This is a genomic window from Novosphingobium sp. DS6-6, from assembly GCF_057784975.1.
The window spans coordinates 1-18,824 of sequence record NZ_JBYNTS010000007.1 but is presented as its reverse complement, the minus strand read 5'-3'; the positions used below and the strand labels follow the sequence as shown (position 1 = coordinate 18,824).

At 65.5% G+C, this 18,824-nt stretch carries 13 protein-coding genes; all 13 read left to right on the top strand.

Annotated features, from left to right (window positions below):
• The first annotated feature begins 29 nt into the window (after positions 1 to 29).
• Positions 30 to 1,610 carry an acyl-CoA ligase (AMP-forming), exosortase A system-associated gene (locus AC3EDY_RS10005; RefSeq protein ID WP_488572348.1) on the top strand — a complete coding sequence of 527 codons (1,581 nt, stop codon included), beginning with the start codon at positions 30 to 32 and terminating at the stop codon, positions 1,608 to 1,610.
• Between the two features lie 10 nt (positions 1,611 to 1,620).
• Entirely contained in the window at positions 1,621 to 2,859 is a 1,239-nt protein-coding gene (locus tag AC3EDY_RS10000) for a pyridoxal-dependent decarboxylase, exosortase A system-associated (protein WP_488572347.1), read from the top strand.
• A 225-nt stretch (positions 2,860 to 3,084) separates the two neighbouring features.
• Complete coding sequence (locus AC3EDY_RS09995; protein ID WP_488572346.1) at positions 3,085 to 3,774, top strand: XrtA/PEP-CTERM system exopolysaccharide export protein; 690 nt, start codon at positions 3,085 to 3,087, stop codon at positions 3,772 to 3,774.
• Between the two features lie 43 nt (positions 3,775 to 3,817).
• Positions 3,818 to 5,335, top strand: a complete 1,518-nt coding sequence (locus AC3EDY_RS09990) for an XrtA system polysaccharide chain length determinant (RefSeq protein WP_488572345.1) — start codon at positions 3,818 to 3,820, stop codon at positions 5,333 to 5,335.
• 11 nt (positions 5,336 to 5,346) lie between these two features.
• On the top strand, positions 5,347 to 6,489 hold the full coding sequence (locus AC3EDY_RS09985) for an AAA family ATPase (RefSeq protein WP_488572344.1): 1,143 nt from the start codon (positions 5,347 to 5,349) through the stop codon (positions 6,487 to 6,489).
• Entirely contained in the window at positions 6,486 to 8,198 is a 1,713-nt protein-coding gene (locus AC3EDY_RS09980; RefSeq protein WP_488572343.1) for a porin family protein, read from the top strand. The genes AC3EDY_RS09985 and AC3EDY_RS09980 overlap by 4 nt, the downstream gene beginning before the upstream one ends.
• A gap of 22 nt (positions 8,199 to 8,220) precedes the next feature.
• Positions 8,221 to 9,483, top strand: coding sequence for an XrtA/PEP-CTERM system-associated ATPase (locus AC3EDY_RS09975; RefSeq protein WP_488572342.1), 1,263 nt, complete (start codon positions 8,221 to 8,223; stop codon positions 9,481 to 9,483).
• A 14-nt stretch (positions 9,484 to 9,497) separates the two neighbouring features.
• Positions 9,498 to 10,385: an XrtA system polysaccharide deacetylase gene (locus AC3EDY_RS09970; protein ID WP_488572341.1), complete on the top strand. Its 888-nt coding sequence runs from the start codon at positions 9,498 to 9,500 to the stop codon at positions 10,383 to 10,385.
• Positions 10,382 to 11,443: a FemAB family XrtA/PEP-CTERM system-associated protein gene (locus AC3EDY_RS09965; RefSeq protein ID WP_488572340.1), complete on the top strand. Its 1,062-nt coding sequence runs from the start codon at positions 10,382 to 10,384 to the stop codon at positions 11,441 to 11,443. Before AC3EDY_RS09970 ends, AC3EDY_RS09965 begins: the two co-directional genes overlap by 4 nt.
• 1 nt (position 11,444) lies before the next feature.
• The gene (locus AC3EDY_RS09960; protein WP_488572524.1) at positions 11,445 to 12,746 is read left to right on the top strand and encodes a TIGR03087 family PEP-CTERM/XrtA system glycosyltransferase; all 1,302 of its coding nucleotides are present in this window, start codon (positions 11,445 to 11,447) and stop codon (positions 12,744 to 12,746) included.
• A gap of 19 nt (positions 12,747 to 12,765) precedes the next feature.
• A complete protein-coding gene (gene xrtA, locus AC3EDY_RS09955) occupies positions 12,766 to 14,295 on the top strand; it encodes an exosortase A (RefSeq protein WP_488572339.1) in 1,530 nt (509 codons plus the stop codon).
• A 16-nt stretch (positions 14,296 to 14,311) separates the two neighbouring features.
• A complete protein-coding gene (locus tag AC3EDY_RS09950) occupies positions 14,312 to 16,216 on the top strand; it encodes an XrtA/PEP-CTERM system amidotransferase (RefSeq protein ID WP_488572338.1) in 1,905 nt (634 codons plus the stop codon).
• A 106-nt stretch (positions 16,217 to 16,322) separates the two neighbouring features.
• On the top strand, positions 16,323 to 18,584 hold the full coding sequence (locus AC3EDY_RS09945) for an EAL domain-containing protein (RefSeq protein ID WP_488572337.1): 2,262 nt from the start codon (positions 16,323 to 16,325) through the stop codon (positions 18,582 to 18,584).
• Positions 18,585 to 18,824: the final 240 nt, after the last annotated feature.

Here is an 18,824-nt window from a genome sequence, read left to right as displayed (position 1 = left end):
TTGGGCAAGATCGGCATGATAGACCCGGCATGCCACGCTTGGGCCTGGCTCCCTTCGTTTCGATCCCTGTCAGGAGTGCCGTGCCCGTTCAGCCCGACCCCGCCGTGCAACCGCTGGACCATCTTGCCCTGCGGGGCAAGGCCGGCGCGCCGGCACTGGTGCTCAAGGATGCGGTGCTTAGCCACGAGGGGTTAAATCGGCGTATAGGGCAGTTGGCGGCATGGCTGACGCGCCAGCCCGGGGCCGTGCCCGGCGCGCGGGTGGCGAGCTGGCTGGGCAAGGGGCTGATCGCCTGCCTCATGCCGCTGGCGGCGGTGCGCGCGGGTCTGGTGCACGTTCCCATCAATCCCGTGCTGCGCCGCGCCCAGGCCGCGCATATCCTGGCCGATAGCGGTGCATTCCTGCTGCTGGCCAATGCCGGGCGGCTGGAAACGCTGCAGTCGGGTGATCCGGCCGATGCCGTCTGTCACGATGAAGCTGCCGTCGTTGCCGCGCTGGACAGTCTCGATCCGTTGCCGCCTTCGGCTGCCGCGCCGGCCAGTCTGGCCGCGATCCTCTACACCAGCGGGTCCACCGGCCGGCCCAAGGGGGTGATGCTGTCGCAGGCCAATCTGTGGCTCGGCGCGGCGAGCGTTGCCCATTACCTGGGCCTCGATACCGATGACCGCGTGCTGGCGGTGCTGCCGCTTGCGTTCGATTACGGGCAGAACCAGCTGCTGTCCGCGTGGATGGCGGGCGCCTGCGCCGTACCGATCGATTACCTTGTCCCGCAGGATGTCGTCCGCGCCGTTGCGCGCCATGGCATCACCACCCTGGCTGCCGTGCCGCCGTTGTGGTTGCAACTGCTGGAAAAGCCCTGGCCCGACAGTGCGGCAAAGACCCTGCGCCGCCTTACTAACAGCGGCGGTGCATTGACTCCCGATCTGGTCCGCCGGTTGCGCGGGATGTTCCCGCAGGCACGGCTCTTTGCGATGTACGGATTGACCGAGGCGTTCCGCTCGACGTTCCTCGATCCCGCGCTGATCGACGATCACCCGACCGCGATCGGCACGGCCATCCCCTTTGCCGAAGTGATGGTGGTGAACGATGCCGGGCACGAGGCCGCACCCGGAGAGGAAGGCGAACTGGTCCATGCCGGGCCGCTGGTGGCGCAAGGCTATTGGCAGGACGCGGCACGCACCGCCGAACGCTTTCGTCTGGCGCCGGCCTTTTCGAGAGTGGGCGGCATCGCGGTGTGGTCTGGCGACAGGGTATGGCGCGATGCGGCGGGCCTGTTGCATTTCGTCGGCCGGCGCGATGCGATAATCAAGACGTCGGGCCACCGCGTCAGCCCGCACGAGGTGGAGGAAGCCGCGCGGGCCACCGGCCTGGTGGCCGATGTCGTGGCGCTGGGTCTGCCCGATGCGGCGCTGGGCCAGGCGATCCATCTGGTCTGCCGCGCCGCGCCGGGCACCGCGGCCGATGCGGCCACGCTGTGCGCCGCGATGGGGCGCGATCTCCCGGCCTTCATGCTGCCGCGCGAGGTGCACTGGCGCGAGGCGCTGCCCCTCTCGCCCAATGGCAAGCACGATCGGGCCGGTCTTTACCGGGCCTTGACCGATGAGGATTAAGGCAGCGCCGATGAAACCGCTTGGCCCTGTTCCCCCGCATTTCCCCGCGCAAGGGGCAGACCTGCTGGTGGCCGGCCGCACGGCGCGCGATTGGGCGCAGGCGCACGGCACGCCGCTGTTCGTTTATGATGGCGGGGCGGTGCGTGCCCGCGTCGCCCAGTTGCGCGCCGCGCTGCCGGCGGCGGTCCGGCTGCATTATGCCGTCAAAGCCAATCCCTTCGGGCCGTTGCTGGCGTTGCTCGACGATCTGGTCGACGGTTTCGACATCGCTTCGGCCGGGGAACTGGCGCTGCTGCAAGCGCAGGGCATCGATCCGGCGCGTGCCGGCTTTGCCGGACCGGGCAAGCGCGACAGCGAAATCGCGGCAGCGCTGGCCGCCGGCGTCACGCTGCATTGCGAATCTTCCGCCCAGGTGGAACGCGCGCTCGCCATCGCGGCCGCCGCCGGCCGTCGCCCCGCCCTGGCGATTCGCGTCAATCCCGATTTCGATCTGCGCGGCTCGGGCATGAAGATGGGCGGCGGGGCGCGGCCTTTCGGGGTCGATGCCGAACAGGTGCCGCCTCTGGTGCGGCGCATCGTTTCGGCAGGGGCAGACTGGCGCGGCTTCCATGTCTTTGCCGGCAGCCAGGCGCTCGATGCCCAGGCCGTCATCGCGATGCAGGGGGCAACGCTCGATCTTGCCGCCCGCCTGGCGGAGGACGCGGGCGTCGCTTTGCCGGCGCTCAACCTGGGCGGCGGGTTCGGCATTCCTTATTTCGCCGGCGACACGCCACTCGATCTGGCGGCGGTCGGTGCCGCGCTTGATGCGCGTCTTGCCTGCCTGCCACCGGTGCTTGTCGGCGCGCGGTTCACGCTCGAACTGGGGCGCTATCTGGTGGGGGAAGCCGGCGTCTATCTGGCGCGGGTGCTCGAACGCAAGCAGAGCCGGGGCGAAACCTTTCTGGTGACCGACGGCGGTCTGCATCATCAACTCGCTGCCAGCGGCAATTTCGGCACCGTGGTGCGCCGCAATTACCCGCTCGCCCTGGCGACACGGATGGATGCACCGGCAAACGAGGTGGCCAGCGTCGTCGGTTGCCTGTGCACCCCGCTCGATCGCCTGGCAGACCGGGCCGCGCTGCCCCATGCCGAAGCGGGGGATCTCGTGGCTGTGTTCTGCGCCGGTGCCTATGGCGCAAGCGCCAGCCCTTCGGCCTTTCTGGGACACGGGCCTGCGACTGAAATTCTGGCTGAAAACCTGCCGCTGTAAAAGGTTAATCTTTCAACCTTCGCGCGTCCCGAATTGGGACCTGGCTGGCAAACGCCTTGCCCGGAAAGGCGTTTCGCAACAAGACTAACCCTATCTTCACCCTTTTCCATGATAGCCGATGGTGAACGATGGTGAAGGTCGCGGGCTTTGCGGTGTCTCTGCCGGGTTGTCTTTGCCGGGATGAAGCCAAGGGCCGGCGCGAGCCAGACAAAGGAACAGTGTGCGATGCCGTTTCATTCCGGCCCATCCCCGAACGCCGCGCGGACTTTCGCCGCGCGCGGCCGTCTGGCGCGATCGGGCCTGGCAACCGCTGTTCTTTCGCTGATCCTTACCGGCTGCGCTGGGGGAACCCGCGGTCCGCAACTGCCGCCTGCCTCGTTCGTGGCCCTGCAAGAGGGTCCGGGTGAGGAATACGTGATCGGTCCCCTGGACGAGTTGACCATTTTCGTATGGCGCAACCCCGAACTTGGCGCGTCGGTGCAGGTGCGGCCCGATGGACGGATCACCACGCCGCTGATCACCGACATGCCTGCGGTGGGCAAGACCCCCTCGATGCTGGCCGAGGATATCAAGCTGCAGCTTTCGCAGTATATTCAAGAGCCGATCGTTTCGGTCATCGTCAACAAGTTTGCCGGCACGTTCAGCCAGCAGGTGCGCATCGTCGGCGCCACCGAAAAGCCCGCCTCGATTCCCTATCGCGCCAACATGACCCTGCTCGATGCGATGATCGCGGTGGGCGGCCTGTCCGAATATGCGGCCGGCAACCGGGCGCGGCTGGTGCGCTTTGACAAGACCTTGGGCAAGCAGACCGAGTATGGCGTCCGCATCGGCGATCTTTTGCGCAAGGGCGATACCAAGGCCAATGTCATGCTGATGCCCGGCGACGTCATCATCATTCCCGAAAGCGCGTTCTGATCATGGCCTGGCCAACCATGGCCCGGGCGGGGCGCCTCTCGTCATGACGAACCTTCTCGATGAAGTGCGCATTGCGCTTTACGGCATCTGGCACCGGCGCTGGCTGGCGCTGGGGGTGGCCTGGCTGGTCTGCCTGCTGGGCTGGCTGATCGTTGCCATGGTGCCCAATTCCTACGAATCCAAAGCGCGCATCTTCATCCAGGTCGACGATGTGCTGTCAGACCAGATCGGCATTGGCGGCAATGCCAAGCAGGATATCGAACGCGTGCGCCAGACGCTGACCAGCACGGTCAATCTGGAAAAGGTGGTGCGCGCCACGCGGCTGGGCGACAAGGTTACCAACGACAAGCAGATGGAAGCGGCCGTTGCCAGCCTGGCCACGCAGATCAAGGTGGTCAGCCAGCAGGACAACCTGTTCGAAATCAGCGCCACATCGGGACGCGGTTCCTATACCGATGCACAGAACGCCAAGCTGGCGCAGGATATCGTGCAGAAGATGATCGACATCTTCCGCGAAGAAAACCTGGCTGGCGGGCGCGGTGAGATGACCGACAGCCTCGCGTTCATGGATCAGCAACTGGCCGACCGGCAGAAAGACCTGGAAGCCGCCGAGCAGAAGCGCCAGGAATTCGAAGCCCGGAACGCGGCGCTGATGCCCGGCACGGGATCGGTTTCGGCCAAGCTTGAAGGCGCGCGCAGCGAGTTGCGCGGGGTGGAGTCCGATCTTCTGGCGGCGCAGAGCGCGCTGGCTTCGATCAACGGGCAGTTGTCCGGCACGCCGCCCACGATTACTATTCCCGGCGCGCAGGGCGGTGCACGGGGCGCGCTGGCGCAGGCGCAGGCAGACCTTGCCGGCATGCGCGCGCGCGGGCTGACCGACAGCCACCCCGATGTGCTTACCGCCAAGGCTCAGATTGCCAGCCTGCAGCGCCAGGCCGCGGCCGAAGGTGGGCATTCGGGCACGCCCAATCCGGCCTATGCCTCGCTCCAGTCGATCAGGGCGGATCGCGCGGCGAGCCTTGTCTCGCTGCAATCGCGCAAGGCATCGTTGCAGCAGGAGATCGGCCAGCTGACCGGCCAGCAATACAGCGAACCTGCCGTCGCGGCAGAAGCGGCGCGGATCAACCGCGATTACGACGTTCTCAAGGACCAGTACGACAAGCTGCTGCGGGATCGCGAGCAGCTGCGCTTGCGCGGGCAGGTGGAAAGCGAGCACAACGCGGTCAAGTTCGACGTGATCGATCCGCCCAGCACGCCGCGAGGCCCTTCGGCGCCCGATCGGCCGTTGCTGTTGATGCTGGTGCTGATCGTCGGGTTGGCAGGAGGCTGTGGCGCAGCTTTCGCCATGGCCCAGCTGCGTTCCAGCTATGCCACCACCGGCCAGCTCGAACGCGCCACCGGGATGATCGTGCTGGGTTCGGTATCGCTGACCCAGACGGCCATGGCGCGGGCGCGGCAGTGGAAGCAGATGAAACTGTTCGGTGGTGCCAGCGCCGGCCTCGTTCTGGTGCTGATGGTGCTGCTGGCGGTGGAATTCCTGAAACGGCGGATGGTGGCATGAAGGCGCAGGACATGACCGACCAGAGCAATCCACCCCAGCCCCCCCGGCCCCAGGCCCCACTGCCCCAGGCCCCACTGCCCCAGGCCCCACTGCAAAGCCTTGGCAAGGGCGCCCCTTCGCTGATCGAGCGTGCCGCCGGCACGTTCGATTTCCGCCAGCACATGCGCGCGCCGGCCCCGTTGCCCCGTGGCGCTGCGTCATCGGCGCCGGCGGGCTTGGCCGAGCCATCCGCACCCGAATCCGTACCTATAACCCCCGCACTTGCAACGCCCACGCCTGCAACACCCACCCCCGCTCCGTTCGAAAGCAGGCAGGTGTTCGTGCCGTCAACGTCCGGCGTTTCTGGTGCGCCATCGCTGCAGGCGCCGGCCGGGGAGCAGGGGCCGCTGGACGGCATTCCCTCACGCCAGCGGTTTCGCAAGGCGCCTCAGCCGATCGACCGGCGCCTGCTGCGCGAACAGTGCCTGATCGAGCCGGAAGGGCCGGTCAGCGCGTTGCTCGAGGAATTCCGCATCGTAAAGCGGCAACTGCTGCTGAACGCGGCGGAATCGCGCGCCGGGCGCACCGCGCCGCATGGCGAGCGCATCCTGGTCTGTTCGGCCCACCCGGGCGAGGGCAAGACGTTTTGCGCGGTGAATCTGGCACTGTCGATCGCGGCGGAAAAAGACAACGAGGTGCTGCTGGTCGATGCCGACTTTGCCAAGCCTTCGGTGCTTTCCACCCTGGGCCTGCCGGGCGGGCCGGGGCTGATGGACGCGTTGGCCGATCCGCAGGTAATGGTCGAGGAATGCATCATTCCTACCGATATTCCCGGTCTTTCGGTGCTGCCCGCAGGCAACCAGACCGGTTCCGACACCGAATACCTGGCCTCGGTGCGCACCCGCGCCATTCTTGATCGGCTGACCGCGCAATCGCCAAGCCGCATCGTCATTTTCGACAGCCCGCCCGCGCTGGCCGCTTCGCCCGCCTCGGAACTGGCGATGCACGTGGGGCAGGCGTTGATGGTCGTGCGGGCCGACGTGACCGGCGAAGCGGCCCTGCGCGATGCGGTGGGCATTCTTTCGGGCTGCGCCGATATCAAGCTGTTGCTCAACGGCACGCGCTTTTCGCCAACCGGGCGGCGCTTCGGCACTTATTACGGATACAAGGAATGAGACGCGCGCGTTCCATTATCCTGCGCGGGCTGCTGGCGGGGCTGGGGCTGGCCGTGGCCCCGGCCGCATCGGCGCAGGCGCTGTCGTACGATACGGGCAGCGACGACGGCGCGGCTGCCCCCGCCGGCAACGGTTCTGCCCCGCGTGGCGGGCATAGTGCCCGTGGCGCGGGATCTGGTGTGCGCACCACGATTCGCCCCTATCTGGAAGTGACGCAGAACCTGTTGGCGCAGATAACGCCAGACAACGACGTGGTGACGTTCACGACGCTGGCCGCCGGAGTTGACGCGACGCTTGCCGGCCGGCGCACCCAGGGCCAGATCGCCGTGCGCTATGAACGCCGTTTCGTGCAGAAAGGCCAGGTCGGCGATGCCGATACGATTTCGGGGCTGGCGCGGGTTTCGCACCAGCTGGTGCCGCGCACGCTCAGCATCGAAGCCGGCGCTCTGGCCGCCCGCACGCGCGTCGAGGCCAACGGCTCGGGCACGCTGAACCCGCTTTCGGTCAACGATGCGGTAAGCCAGGTCTATTCGTTCTATGCCGGCCCGGCGCTGACCACCCGTGCGGGCGATGTGGCGATCAAGGCCAGTTATCTTGCCGGCTATACCAAGCTCACCCAGAAGAATGCCTATCAGCCCGCCCCCGGCCAGCCGCGGGTGGACCTGTTCGATCATTCCGTCGTGCAATCGGCCCAGGCTTCGGCCGGGATCAAGGCCGGCACGCTGCTGCCGATCGGCCTGACCGGCAGCGCGGCCTGGGATCGCGAAGACATCGCCAATCTGGATCAGCGGGTCGACGACAAGCGCGCCGCGGTACGCGCCACGCTGCCCGTGAGCCAGACGGTGCAACTGGTGGGCGATGTGGGCTGGGAACATATCCGCGTATCCTCGCGCGATGCGCTGCGCGATGCGGCCGGCAATCCGTTGGTGGGCGGGGATGGCCGCTATGTGACCGACGAAAGCCAGCCGCGCCGGATCGCCTATGACAGCAACGGCCTGATCTGGGACGTGGGCGTGATGTGGCGGCCGAGCCGGCGCACCTCGCTGTCTGCCTTCGTCGGCCGGCGCTTTGACAGCACGACCTATTACGGCAGCTTCGCCTATGCGCCCAATACGCGCAGTTCGCTCAACGTATCGGTCTATGACGGGATTTCAGGCTTCGGCTCGAGCCTGTCCAACGCGTTGCAGCAGGTACCCACCGATTTTGCGACAACCAGCGCCTTTGGCAGCGGCACTTCGGGCTGCGGCATCGGCGCGTCGGGCGGATCGTGCGTCAACGGCGCGCTTTCGTCGGTGTCTTCGTCGGTATTCCGCGCGCGCGGGGTCAACGCCACTTATGGCTTTGCCATGGGGCGCCTGCGGCTGGGCGTGGGCGCGGGCTATGTGCGCCGCCGCTTCATCGCCGCGGCCGGAAAGGTGCTGGCCACAGCCAACGGCACCGTGGATCAGAACTGGTACGTCAACGGCAGCGTATCGGGCCAGCTCGGCCGGGACGCCAGTTTCAGCGTCACGGTCTACGATGCGTGGTACGACAGCGGCACCGCCGTCTTGGGGAACACCAATTCCTATGGCATCTTTGCATCCTATTATCGCCGCCTGGCCGATCGCCTTACCGCAACGGCGTCGGTCGGGCTTGACGGGGTGAGCCGCAATCTGGCTGCGGACCAATTGGAAGCGACAGGCCTGATCGGCCTGCGCTATACGCTTTGACGGTTCAGGAGGCGACACGCCGATGTACGATGAATTCTACCGCCTTTCGGCCCGACCGTTCCAGCTGACGCCCGATCCGGATTTCTATTTCGAGAGCGCCACGCACAAGAAAGCTTTGTCCTATCTGGGCTATGGCCTGGCGCAAGGCGAGGGCTTCATCGTCATCACCGGCGAGGTGGGCGCGGGCAAATCCACGCTGGCCGCGCACCTGATGGCCAATATCGACCCGGCGCAGCTCGTCGGCGCGCAGATCGTGACCAGCAAGCTGGATGGCCAGGAACTGGTGCATATGGCCGCGCGCGCGTTTGGCCTCGACGTTGCCGGGCACGACAAGGCAGCCGCGCTGGCCCGGATCGAAGCTTTCCTGCACGAAGAGGCGCGCGCCGGGCGGCGCTGCCTGCTGGTGGTGGACGAGGCGCAGAACCTGGCGGTGGAAGCGCTGGAAGAATTGCGCATGCTGTCGAACTTTCAGCTGGGCGCCTATCCGCTGTTGCAGATCCTGCTGCTTGGGCAGCCTGAATTCCGCACGCTGCTGCAACACTCGCCCCGGCTGGAGCAACTGCGCCAGCGCGTGATCGCCATACATCATCTGGCGCCGATGGAACCTGCGGAAGTAGGGCCTTATGTCGAACACCGGCTGACGCGCGCAGGATGGAATGGCAACCCCGCGTTCGAGCCGCGTTTCTATGCCGATCTTGCCCGTGCCAGCGACGGCATCCCGCGCCGCATCAACCAGATACTGAGCCGCGTCCTGCTCGCCGGCACGCTCGAACAGGCCAGCCGCATCGATGTGGGCCTGCTGCATGCCGTGCTGGATGACATGGCCGCCGACAGCGCCGCGCCCGCGCCCGCCTTCACGCCCGAAATGCCGGAGCCGGTGCACGCCGCGTCGCGCCCGCCACTATCGGCACCGGTGGCGGAAATGCCGGCCGATCGCGGCTATGCGCAGAACAACGACGCTGCGTCCGGATCGGAACCATTGCAGCACACTGTCGATCATGCCGCGATCGAGGCGGCTCTTGCCGGCCGCGACGAGCAGATCGCCGAACTGCAGCAGGCCGTGATCGAAGTGGCGGCGATGCGCGCGGCCCTGGGCGAGCAATCGGCGGCCGCGCAAGCCGAGGCCGCAGCGCGTACCGACGCGCTGGAAGCCGCGCTGGACGATGCGGCGGCGCGCATCGCAGGGCTGGAACACCGCCTGGCCGAACAGGAGCAGGCGATCCGCCACGTGCTGACCATGCTGATCGAATGGTTCGAAACCGACCGCCCCAGGCGGGCGGCCTGATTTGGCACCCCGCCATGGCGTCGCGCGTGATCAACGGGCTTTCCGTCGATGTGGAAGAATGGTTCCAGGTCGGCGCGTTTGAGAAAGTGATTGCCCGCAGCGCCTGGGACGGGCTCGATTCGCGGGTCGAGCGCAACGTGCAGGCGATACTGGCGATGTTCGCGGCGGCCGGGGTGAAAGCCACGTTCTTCACGCTCGGCTGGGTGGCGCAGCGCCATCCGGCGCTGGTGCGTGCCATTGCCGAAGCGGGGCACGAGGTGGCCAGCCATGGCTGGGACCACAAGCGGGTGTTCACAATGGACCCGGCCGCCTTTGCTGCCGATCTCGCGCGCGCGCGCGATGCGCTGGAACAGGCGGCCGGGCAGGCGGTCACCGGTTATCGCGCGCCAAGCTTTTCGATCGACGCGCGCAATGCCTGGGCCCACCGCGTATTGGCCGATGCCGGCTATACCTATTCCTCGTCGGTCGCGCCGATCGTGCACGATCACTATGGCTGGCGAGACGCGCCGCGCTTTGCCTTTCGTCCGCTGGCGGACAGCGTCCTGCTGGAGATTCCCGTGACCACCGCGGAGGTGGCCGGGCGGCGGATGGCGGCCGGTGGCGGCGGCTTTTTCCGCCTGCTGCCCTATGGCGTTTCCGCATGGGCAATCCGCCAGGTGAACGCGGCCGGGCGTCCTGCTGCGTTCTATTTCCACCCATGGGAAATCGATCCCGATCAGCCCCGCCGCACCGATGCCCCGTGGCGATCGCGCTTTCGCCATTACACGAACCTTGCCGCGATGGCCGGCAAGCTGGAGCGGGTGCTGCGCGATTTTGCCTGGGGGCGGATGGACGCAGTCGCCGCCGGAGAGGCCGCCCGGCTCGACAGCGCAACGCCTGTGCCATTTTCGGCGGCGGCATGAACGCGCCTTTTCGCCTGGCCGCACCCGAAGTGCGCGAGGCGGGGCCGGGCGACCGCGCCGCCTATGCCCGATTTCTGGCGCAGCAGGACGATGCCACCGTGTTTCACGAGCCGAGCTGGCTGGAGGCGGTGGCGCATGGCAGTGGCCACGCCAGCCGGCTGCTGCTGGCCGAGCAGGCCGGGGTCATCGTGGCGGCGCTGCCGCTGCATGCGGTATCGTCATGGCTGTTCGGGCGGGCGCTGGTATCGACCGGATTTGCCGTCGGGGGCGGGGTGATCGGCGATGAGGGCGCCGCGCCGGCGCTGTTCAACGCGGCCCAGGCCCTGGCGCAGCGGTTGAAATGCCCGGGCATCGAGTTGCGTGGCGGAACGGTGCCGCAAGGGCCTGGCTGGCACGTGAAGCGGGATAGTCATGCCGGTTTCGTCATGCCGCTGGCCGCCGACGATGCCGCGCAGTTGCAGGCCGTGCCGCGCAAACAGCGCGCCGAGCTGCGCAAGGGCCTGGCGCAGGACCTGGAAATTCGCGCCGGCAATGGCCCGCAGGACCGTGCCTGGCACTATCGCGTCTATAGCGAATCCGTACGCAATCTGGGCACGCCGGTCTTTCCGCGGCGGCTTTTCGCCTGCGTGCTCGATGCTTTTGGCGCGGATGCGGACATCCTCACCGTGCTGCATGGGGGGATGCCGGTCGCCAGCGTACTGAGCCTTTATTACCGCGGCGCAGTCATGCCCTATTGGGGCGGCGGGGTCCTTGCAGCGCGCGGTCTGCGCGCCAACGACGTGATGTATTATGCCCTCATGAACCATGCGCGGGCACGGGGGATGGCGCGATTCGATTTCGGCCGGTCCAAAGTGGATTCCGGCGCTTATCACTTCAAGCGCAACTGGGGTTTCGTGCCCCGGCCGCTGTCTTATGCCCATTGGGCCGCGGAAGGACAGCCGCCGCGCGACGTGAACCCGTTGAGCCCGCGCTATCAGGCCAGGATCCGCTTGTGGCAGAAGCTGCCCCTGCCGGTTGCCAACCTGATCGGCCCGGTCATCGCGCGTGGGCTTGCCTGACGTGGTACGGCCTGACGTGGTACGGCCTGATGAGGTCGGGCCTGACGTGGAAACGCGTGACGGGGGCGGGCAGGACGGGGGCGAGATCCTGTTCCTTGCCCATCGCATCCCGTTTCCGCCCGATCGCGGCGACAAGATCCGCGCGCATCATATCCTGCGCATGCTGGTGACGCTGGCCCCCGTGCACGTGGGCTGCCTGGCCGACGATCCGGCGGACATGGCGTGTGAGAGCCAACTGGCGGCGCTTGCGGCCAGCCATTGCCTGGTGCGACGGCGAGGGTCGCTGGCCGGGGCCGGGTTGGCGGCGGTGCTGGGCGGACGGCCCATCAGCCTGACCGCATTTTCGTCGGCCAGGCTGGCGCGCTATGTCAGGCGAACACTGGCTAGCCGGCCCATCGCCACGATCTTCGTGTTTTCCGGCCAGATGGCACAATATGTGCCAACCGGGTTCGAGGGGCGCGTCGTGATGGACTTCGTTGACGTCGATTCGGCCAAGTTCGCCGAATATGCCCGGCGCCCTGGCCTGGCCGCGCCGATCCATCTGCGCGAAGCCTGGCTGCTGCGCCGCCACGAAGTGCGCGTCGCCCGCCGCGCGACGACAAGCCTTCTGATCAGCGAAGCCGAGGCTGCGCTGTTTCGCCGCCGGCTGGGGCGCGGGCCGGCGCCCGATGTACGGGTCGTGGGCAACGGCATCGACACGGTCTTCTTCGATCCTGCGGGTGTGCCGGCCGCGCCGCAGATGGTGATGGGCGGGCCGCAGATCGTATTCACCGGGCAGATGGACTATCCGCCTAATGTGCAGGCGGCTGTGGCCTTTGCCCGCAAGGCGATGCCGCTGATCAGGAAACGGTTTCCGGCAGCAGTGTTCAACGTGGTGGGCCGCGCGCCGGCGGCGGCGGTCCGGGCGCTCGACGGCGAGAACGGCACGCGGGTTACCGGCGCGGTAGGCGACGTGCGCCCGTGGCTGGCGGGGGCCGATCTTGTCGTCGTGCCGCTGACGTTGGCGCGGGGGGTGCAGAACAAGGTTCTGGAGGCCATGGCCATGGCGCGGCCGGTGCTGCTGACGCCGGCGGCCGCCACCGGCATCGACGCGATCGATGGGCAGGACTTTGCCGTTGCCGCGCCCGATCCCCAGGAAATGGCCGCGCGGGCGGTGGGCTTGCTGGCCGACACGATCCGCGCCGATGCCCTGGGCCGCGCCGCCCGGGCCTTTGTCATCGCGCACCACGGATGGGACAGGGTTCTTGCGTCTTTGCCGGAACTTGTCGGCCTTGATCGCCGGTTTGGCCGCCATGCGGCGTGAAAGCGTCTCTCTTGCTTCCGTGGCTCGTCGCACTTCGTGGTTCGCCGGTGAAAATCTGGCGCCCTGGGGTCTGCTCGGCCTGTGCTGGCTGAGTCTGCTTGGCTTGTTTCATGGCGATTGGGCGGCAATGGCCGGGCAGTGGTGGAACAGTTCCACCTACAATCACGTGCTGCTGGTGCCGGCGATTCTTGCCTGGCTGGTATCGTTGCGGCTGCCTGCCCTGGCGCAGATCGCGCCGCAGGGCTGGTGGCCGGGCCTCGTGCTGTTTGCCGGCGCCGCCTTCCTGTGGATGCTGGGCGGTTTTGCCGGCTTTTCGCTGGTGACGCAAACGGCCTGCGTGCTGATGCTGCAAACGAGCTTTCTCGCCCTGATGGGGCCGCGGGTGGGGGCAGCCCTGCTGTTTCCGCTGGCATACATGCTGTTCCTGGTGCCCTTTGGCGATGAATTAATCCCGTTTCTGCAGATCGTTACCGCGCGCATCGTAATGGTGCTGCTGCATCTGGCAGGCATTCCCGCCGTGCTCGACGGGGTGTTCATCACTGTGCCGGCGGGCTATTTCAAAGTGGCCGAGGCCTGTTCGGGCGTGAAATTCCTTATCGCCATGGGCGCCTATGGCGTTTTGGTCTGCCATGTCTGCTTTGCGAGCTGGTGGCGCCGCACGGCGTTCATGGTGCTGGCGCTGGCCGTGCCGATCATTGCCAACGGGATACGCGCGTGGGGCACGATCATGATTGCCGGCTGGCGCGGGATCGAATTTGCCACGGGGTTCGACCATGTCTTTTACGGCTGGGTGTTCTTTGCCGTGGTCATGGCTTTGACGATGCTGGCCGGGTGGCCGTTTTTCGACCGTGCGCGCGAAGAGCCGCCCGTGAATGCGGCGGCGCTCCTTGCCGATCGGCGCCTGGCCTGGGCGTCGCGGGCGCGCCTGGGCCAGGGCGCCGTGCTGGCCGGACTCGCCGTGTTGGCTCTGGGTTTCCTTGCCTGGGGCGCCGCGGCCGGCCGGCTCTCCGCGCCGCTGCCTGCGCGGATCGATCTGCCCGCGGTGCCGGGATGGCATCGTGTGGCCACGCCGCCGGGCTGGCCCTGGCAGCCGCGCCACGGCGGGGCCGACCATCGCCTGCTGGGGCGCTATGCCGACGGGCAGGGCCATGTGGTGGATGTGTCGTTCGCTCTCTATGCCGGGCAGGGGGAGGGCCGTGAAGCGGGCAGTTTCGGCGAAGGCGCCGTGCCGCCCGACAGCGACTGGGCCTGGGAGAAGCCGGCGCCCGGGCTGGAGAGCGGCAAGGCCGACGTGCTTCAGGCGCCTGGCCCCGTGCATCGCGTGGCGGTCACCTGGTATCGCACCGGCAGCTGGCTGGGCGGCAGCAACGTCATGCTCAAGTTGTGGAACATGGCCGATCGGCTCTTGCTGCGGGCGCGGCCCACGGCCACGCTGATCCTGTCGAGCGAAGACAACCCCGGCGCCCCCGCCGCGCCGGCACTTGCCGCTTTCGTGGCGGCAGCGGGCCCGCTTGACAGATGGATCGATACGATCGCACGCGGACGATAGGGGCGGGTTTCAAGACATGTGCGGCATTGCGGGCATTTTTCACACCCAGGGGATGAAACCGGTCGATCCGGCAAGGCTGCGCATGATGGGCGATGTCATCGCCCATCGCGGGCCGGACGGAGACGGGGTGTGGACGGCGCCGGGCGTGGGCCTTGGCCACAGGCGCCTGTCGATCATCGATCTTGCCGGATCGCCGCAACCGATGGCCAGCGCCGATGGCGGGGCAATGCTGGTGTTCAATGGCGAGATCTACAACTATCGCGAACTGCGGGCCGAACTCGCCGCGCTGGGCGCGCGGTTCCATACCGATGGCGACAGCGAAGTGATCCTGGCCGCCTGGCAGCAATGGGGCACCGCCTGCCTGTCGCATTTCAACGGCATGTTCGCCTTCGCACTTTACGATCTGCGGGCGCGCACCCTGTTCCTGGCCCGCGACCGGCTGGGGGTAAAGCCGCTGCACATGGCCACGCTCGCCGATGGCAGCGTGATTTTCGGTTCCGAACTCAAGCAGTTGCTGGCCCACCCCAGCTTGCGCCGCACGCTCGATCCGCTGGCCGTGGAAGATTACCTTGCCTGGGGGTTCGTGCCCGATGGCCGCGCGATCCTGTCCGGCGTGGAAAAGCTGCCCGCTGGCCATTACCGCCTGCTGCGCCATGATGCGCCGCCGCCACCGTCTGTTGCGTGGTGGGACGTTTCCTTTGCCGAGCGCGACGGGGCCAGCCGCAAAGACCTGGAAGCGCATTTGCTGCACCGCCTGCGCAAAGCCGTTACCTCGCGCATGGCGGCCGATGTACCCCTGGGCGCGTTCCTTTCGGGCGGGGTGGATAGTTCCACCGTGGTGGCCTTGATGGCCGAAGCCAGCGCCAAGCCGGTCAAGACCTGTGCGATCGGCTTTGACGTGGCGGCCCTGGACGAAACCCGCTGGGCAGGCGCAGTGGCGGAACGCTTTGCCACGCAGCACCATGCCCGCACGGTCTCGGCCGACGATTTCGCGCTGGTCGAGCGTCTGGTGGCGATGTTCGATGAACCGTTTGCCGATGCCTCGGCGCTGCCCACGTTCCGGGTTTGCGAACTGGCCCGTGCGCACGTGACGGTGGCGCTTTCGGGCGACGGCGCGGACGAAGCCTTTGCCGGCTATCGTCGCCAGGTATTCCACCACCACGAGGAACGGGTGCGCCGCGTGCTGCCGCCCGGACTGCGCGGCCCGGTGTTCGGCACGCTCGGGCAGCTCTATCCGAAAGCGGACTGGGCGCCGCGCCGCCTGCGTGCCAAGGCCACGTTCCAGAGCCTCTCGCAGGATGGCGAGACGGGCTATGCGCGGGCGCTGGCGGTGACGGCGCCCGAAATCCGGGCGGCGCTCTACAGCCCCGACTTTTCCCGCCTGCGCGGGGGCTATCGGGCCGAAATGCCGCTGATTGACCTGATGCGCCGTGCCCCGGCGCGAAGCGGACTGGACCGGGCACAGTATGCCGATCTCAAGTTCATGCTGCCGGGCGACATCCTGACCAAGGTCGATCGCACCAGCATGGCCGTGAGCCTGGAAGCGCGGGAACCGCTGCTCGATCACCGCCTGATCGAATTCGCCGCGCGCCTGCCCGAAGCGATGCGTGTGCAGGGCGGGACTGGCAAATGGCTGATGAAGCAGACCATGCGCCGCTACCTGCCCGATGACGTGCTTTTCCGTCCCAAGATGGGTTTCGTCACGCCGATCGCGGCCTGGCTGCGCGGCCCTCTCGCCGATCCGGCGCGCGCCATCGCCAGCGGCGGCGCGCTGGCCCGTACCGGCTGGTTCGACGCCTCACGCATTGCCGCACTCGCGCAGGCGCACATCGCCGGGCGCGCCGATCACAGCCGGGTACTGTGGCAATTGCTCATGCTGGACCGCAGCCTGGCTCGGCTGGACCCCTCTTTGGCGTCATGACAAAAAATGACTGATGGTCCGTGTGTTACCACCGATGGTAAACGGTAAGGTGATTTAAACCATTTCGGACTAGCCCCGTCGGGTAACTCAACTGCGCCGATGGTCCATGCGAAAATTTCTACGATCCCCGATCGGAATCTCGCTGCTGCTGAGCCTGGCGTTGTGCCTGCCTTGGCTGGGTTTCACGGAAGTCTTCGGTCATCTCTATTGGAACACGCTGTTTCGTGGCGGGCGCGAGATCGCGCCTCAGAATATCGTGGTTGTGACGACAGACGATTTGCCAGTGCTTGGTGCAAAGGAAGAGGCCCTCGTCATCTCCAAATTGCGGCGTTATGTCCCTCGCCGCGTTTTCGTTGATGTCACTGTTCCTTACGGTATCAATGCCGCTGACGACAAGGCTTTGGTCGCGGCGCTTGACAGTTTTGGCTCAGATATCGCGTTCATCGCGCGAGCCGATCAGATGAGCCATTTTGACGCGACATCATTTAATTTCCCTAGGCATGATCTTGCCAAAAATCGCATGGTTGTAGTTTCGGCTTGGAACGATAATTTCATGCATGTGGCTGAACGTGGTCCATATTATTTGAATATTAATGGAAAAGTATATCAGTCAGCAGCTGCGGCATTGGGTAATGAAAAGGAAATTGTTAAAACCGGAACAATTTATCCTAATTATTGGATAGACCCTGAAACAATAACGCGGATATTTTCACGTGATTTGATTGAGGGTAGGGTAAATCCTTTACTAATTACTGGCAAGACGGTTATTTTATCGTCATCTGCACAAGCTCCTTTGGTTAGATATTTTGGCCGTGGTGCTGTTTCTCCTATAGCGCATGACATTGCTGGAGCTGCTGCGTTGAGCAAGCCAGTGATGTTGAACATTACGTTTGTTCCGCTGTACTGCATCGTTATCATGCTCGTTATTCTGGCTCAGCGCGATAGCGGTTCACGACGGCGATGGTGGTTTTATGCTGGCGCTTTGCTGATCGGACTGCTCCAGCCCGCACTGCTTCGCTTGCTGGGCGTCGTGGCGGATCCCGGCCCGACGATGATGTTTATCTTATGCTTCAGCGCGATTCGCATATGGCAGAAACGTCTCCGGCGCGTCCAGCACACCAGCCGTTCCGGCTTGCCAAATCTGCTGGCAATGTCTTCTGACAGCTTGGGCGTTGGGTCCGATGTGGTTGTCGCGGTGATCGCCCGTTATGAGGAGATATTAGCAACATTACCGAATGAACTTCACGACGAATGCGCAAACCAGATTGCCCGGCGATTATCGGTAGGATCAGGCGCGAGCCAGATTTACCATGGGGATGGCGGGCACTTCGCCTGGCGTGAAGAGGCTCGGCCGATCGAGATCCAGCTTAACCATCTTCAAGGATTGCGGGCGTTGTTTTCTGCGCCATTGCAAATCGGCACTCATACTTTCGATACCAACATTCACTTCGGGCTTGATCGCAACGAGGGGTTGGACGCGCTGACACGGATCAATTCCGCTCTAGCTAGTGCGAACGACGCACTGACTAACGGCCGCCCGGTGGAAGTGTTTGAAGCGGAGCGTTTGGCGCAAGCGCCTTGGGAGCTATCCCTCCACGCTCGCATCGACGAGGGTTTGCGCAATGGTGATATCTGGTTGGCTTTCCAGCCACAATGGGATTATCGGACCGGGCGTATCTCCGGTGCGGAGGCGTTGATAAGATGGAATCATCCGACCCGTGGCTTCATCGCGCCAGATGCGTTCATTTTACAGGCTGAGCGCGCCGGGCGCATAGACGCACTCACATACTGGGTGTTGGAAGAGGCCATCACCGCAGCGCAAGCGGTCAATGCATTAGGTCAGCGTTTTCAGATGAGCATCAACCTGTCGGGGCAGATGGTCGACAAACCTGACCTCGTGGACAACTTTAGCGAGGTCGTGGCTAGACGCGGCATAGACCCCCGCCTCCTGACAATCGAGATTACCGAAACTGCGGGTGTCAACAACCGTCCGGACGCTGTGCGCAATCTTTCCCAATTGCGCGACCTTGGTTTCCGTCTTTCGATCGATGACTTCGGCACTGGCGAGGCTAGTCTCGCCTATCTCGCTGACTTGCCGAGCGACGAACTTAAGATTGATCGCCGCTTCGTGTCCCGTCTACTGGCTAGCGATCGTGATCGCGCTATCATCACCAGCATGATCGGCCTCGCTCACGCCTTGGGGCAAGCGGTCGTGGCTGAAGGTATTGAGGATGAAGCCACCTTCCAACTGCTTGCTACGCTTGGGTGTGATTATGCCCAAGGATATTATCTAAGCAGACCCCAACCCTTCGATGTCATGTTCCGTGATTACGAGGCGCGCTTGGCGCCGCACAGCAAGGCTGTTTAGCCTCCTTCTGATGGAGCTACGGCCTTAGGGCCAGCCAAGCTTTACACTGACCCGGATCCGTTGGAACCACCGATCGCTGGGCCGTGCTTTTTGGGGTATAGCTGGAGGCCCGCAAAACCGATAGCGTTTTGGCGGAGGTGATGATTCAATAATCGCGAGCGATCATGGAGAGCCGTGGTGGATCCAAAGTCCCTGTTCAGTTTGAGCGAGCATCTCGAGGCCTTGAGCGGGGATGGCGAT

What these genes read in the sequence shown, in the direction of transcription:
- AC3EDY_RS09950 (WP_488572338.1), top strand. Translation starts at nt 14,312, where the DNA reads ATGTGCGGCATTGCGGGCATTTTTCACACCCAGGGGATGAAACCGGTC.
- AC3EDY_RS09970 (WP_488572341.1), top strand. Translation starts at nt 9,498, where the DNA reads ATGGCGTCGCGCGTGATCAACGGGCTTTCCGTCGATGTGGAAGAATGG.
- AC3EDY_RS09995 (WP_488572346.1), top strand. Translation starts at nt 3,085, where the DNA reads ATGCCGTTTCATTCCGGCCCATCCCCGAACGCCGCGCGGACTTTCGCC.
- AC3EDY_RS09965 (WP_488572340.1), top strand. Translation starts at nt 10,382, where the DNA reads ATGAACGCGCCTTTTCGCCTGGCCGCACCCGAAGTGCGCGAGGCGGGG.
- AC3EDY_RS09990 (WP_488572345.1), top strand. Translation starts at nt 3,818, where the DNA reads ATGACGAACCTTCTCGATGAAGTGCGCATTGCGCTTTACGGCATCTGG.
- AC3EDY_RS09945 (WP_488572337.1), top strand. Translation starts at nt 16,323, where the DNA reads ATGCGAAAATTTCTACGATCCCCGATCGGAATCTCGCTGCTGCTGAGC.
- AC3EDY_RS09975 (WP_488572342.1), top strand. Translation starts at nt 8,221, where the DNA reads ATGTACGATGAATTCTACCGCCTTTCGGCCCGACCGTTCCAGCTGACG.
- AC3EDY_RS10005 (WP_488572348.1), top strand. Translation starts at nt 30, where the DNA reads ATGCCACGCTTGGGCCTGGCTCCCTTCGTTTCGATCCCTGTCAGGAGT.
- AC3EDY_RS09980 (WP_488572343.1), top strand. Translation starts at nt 6,486, where the DNA reads ATGAGACGCGCGCGTTCCATTATCCTGCGCGGGCTGCTGGCGGGGCTG.
- AC3EDY_RS09985 (WP_488572344.1), top strand. Translation starts at nt 5,347, where the DNA reads ATGACCGACCAGAGCAATCCACCCCAGCCCCCCCGGCCCCAGGCCCCA.
- AC3EDY_RS10000 (WP_488572347.1), top strand. Translation starts at nt 1,621, where the DNA reads ATGAAACCGCTTGGCCCTGTTCCCCCGCATTTCCCCGCGCAAGGGGCA.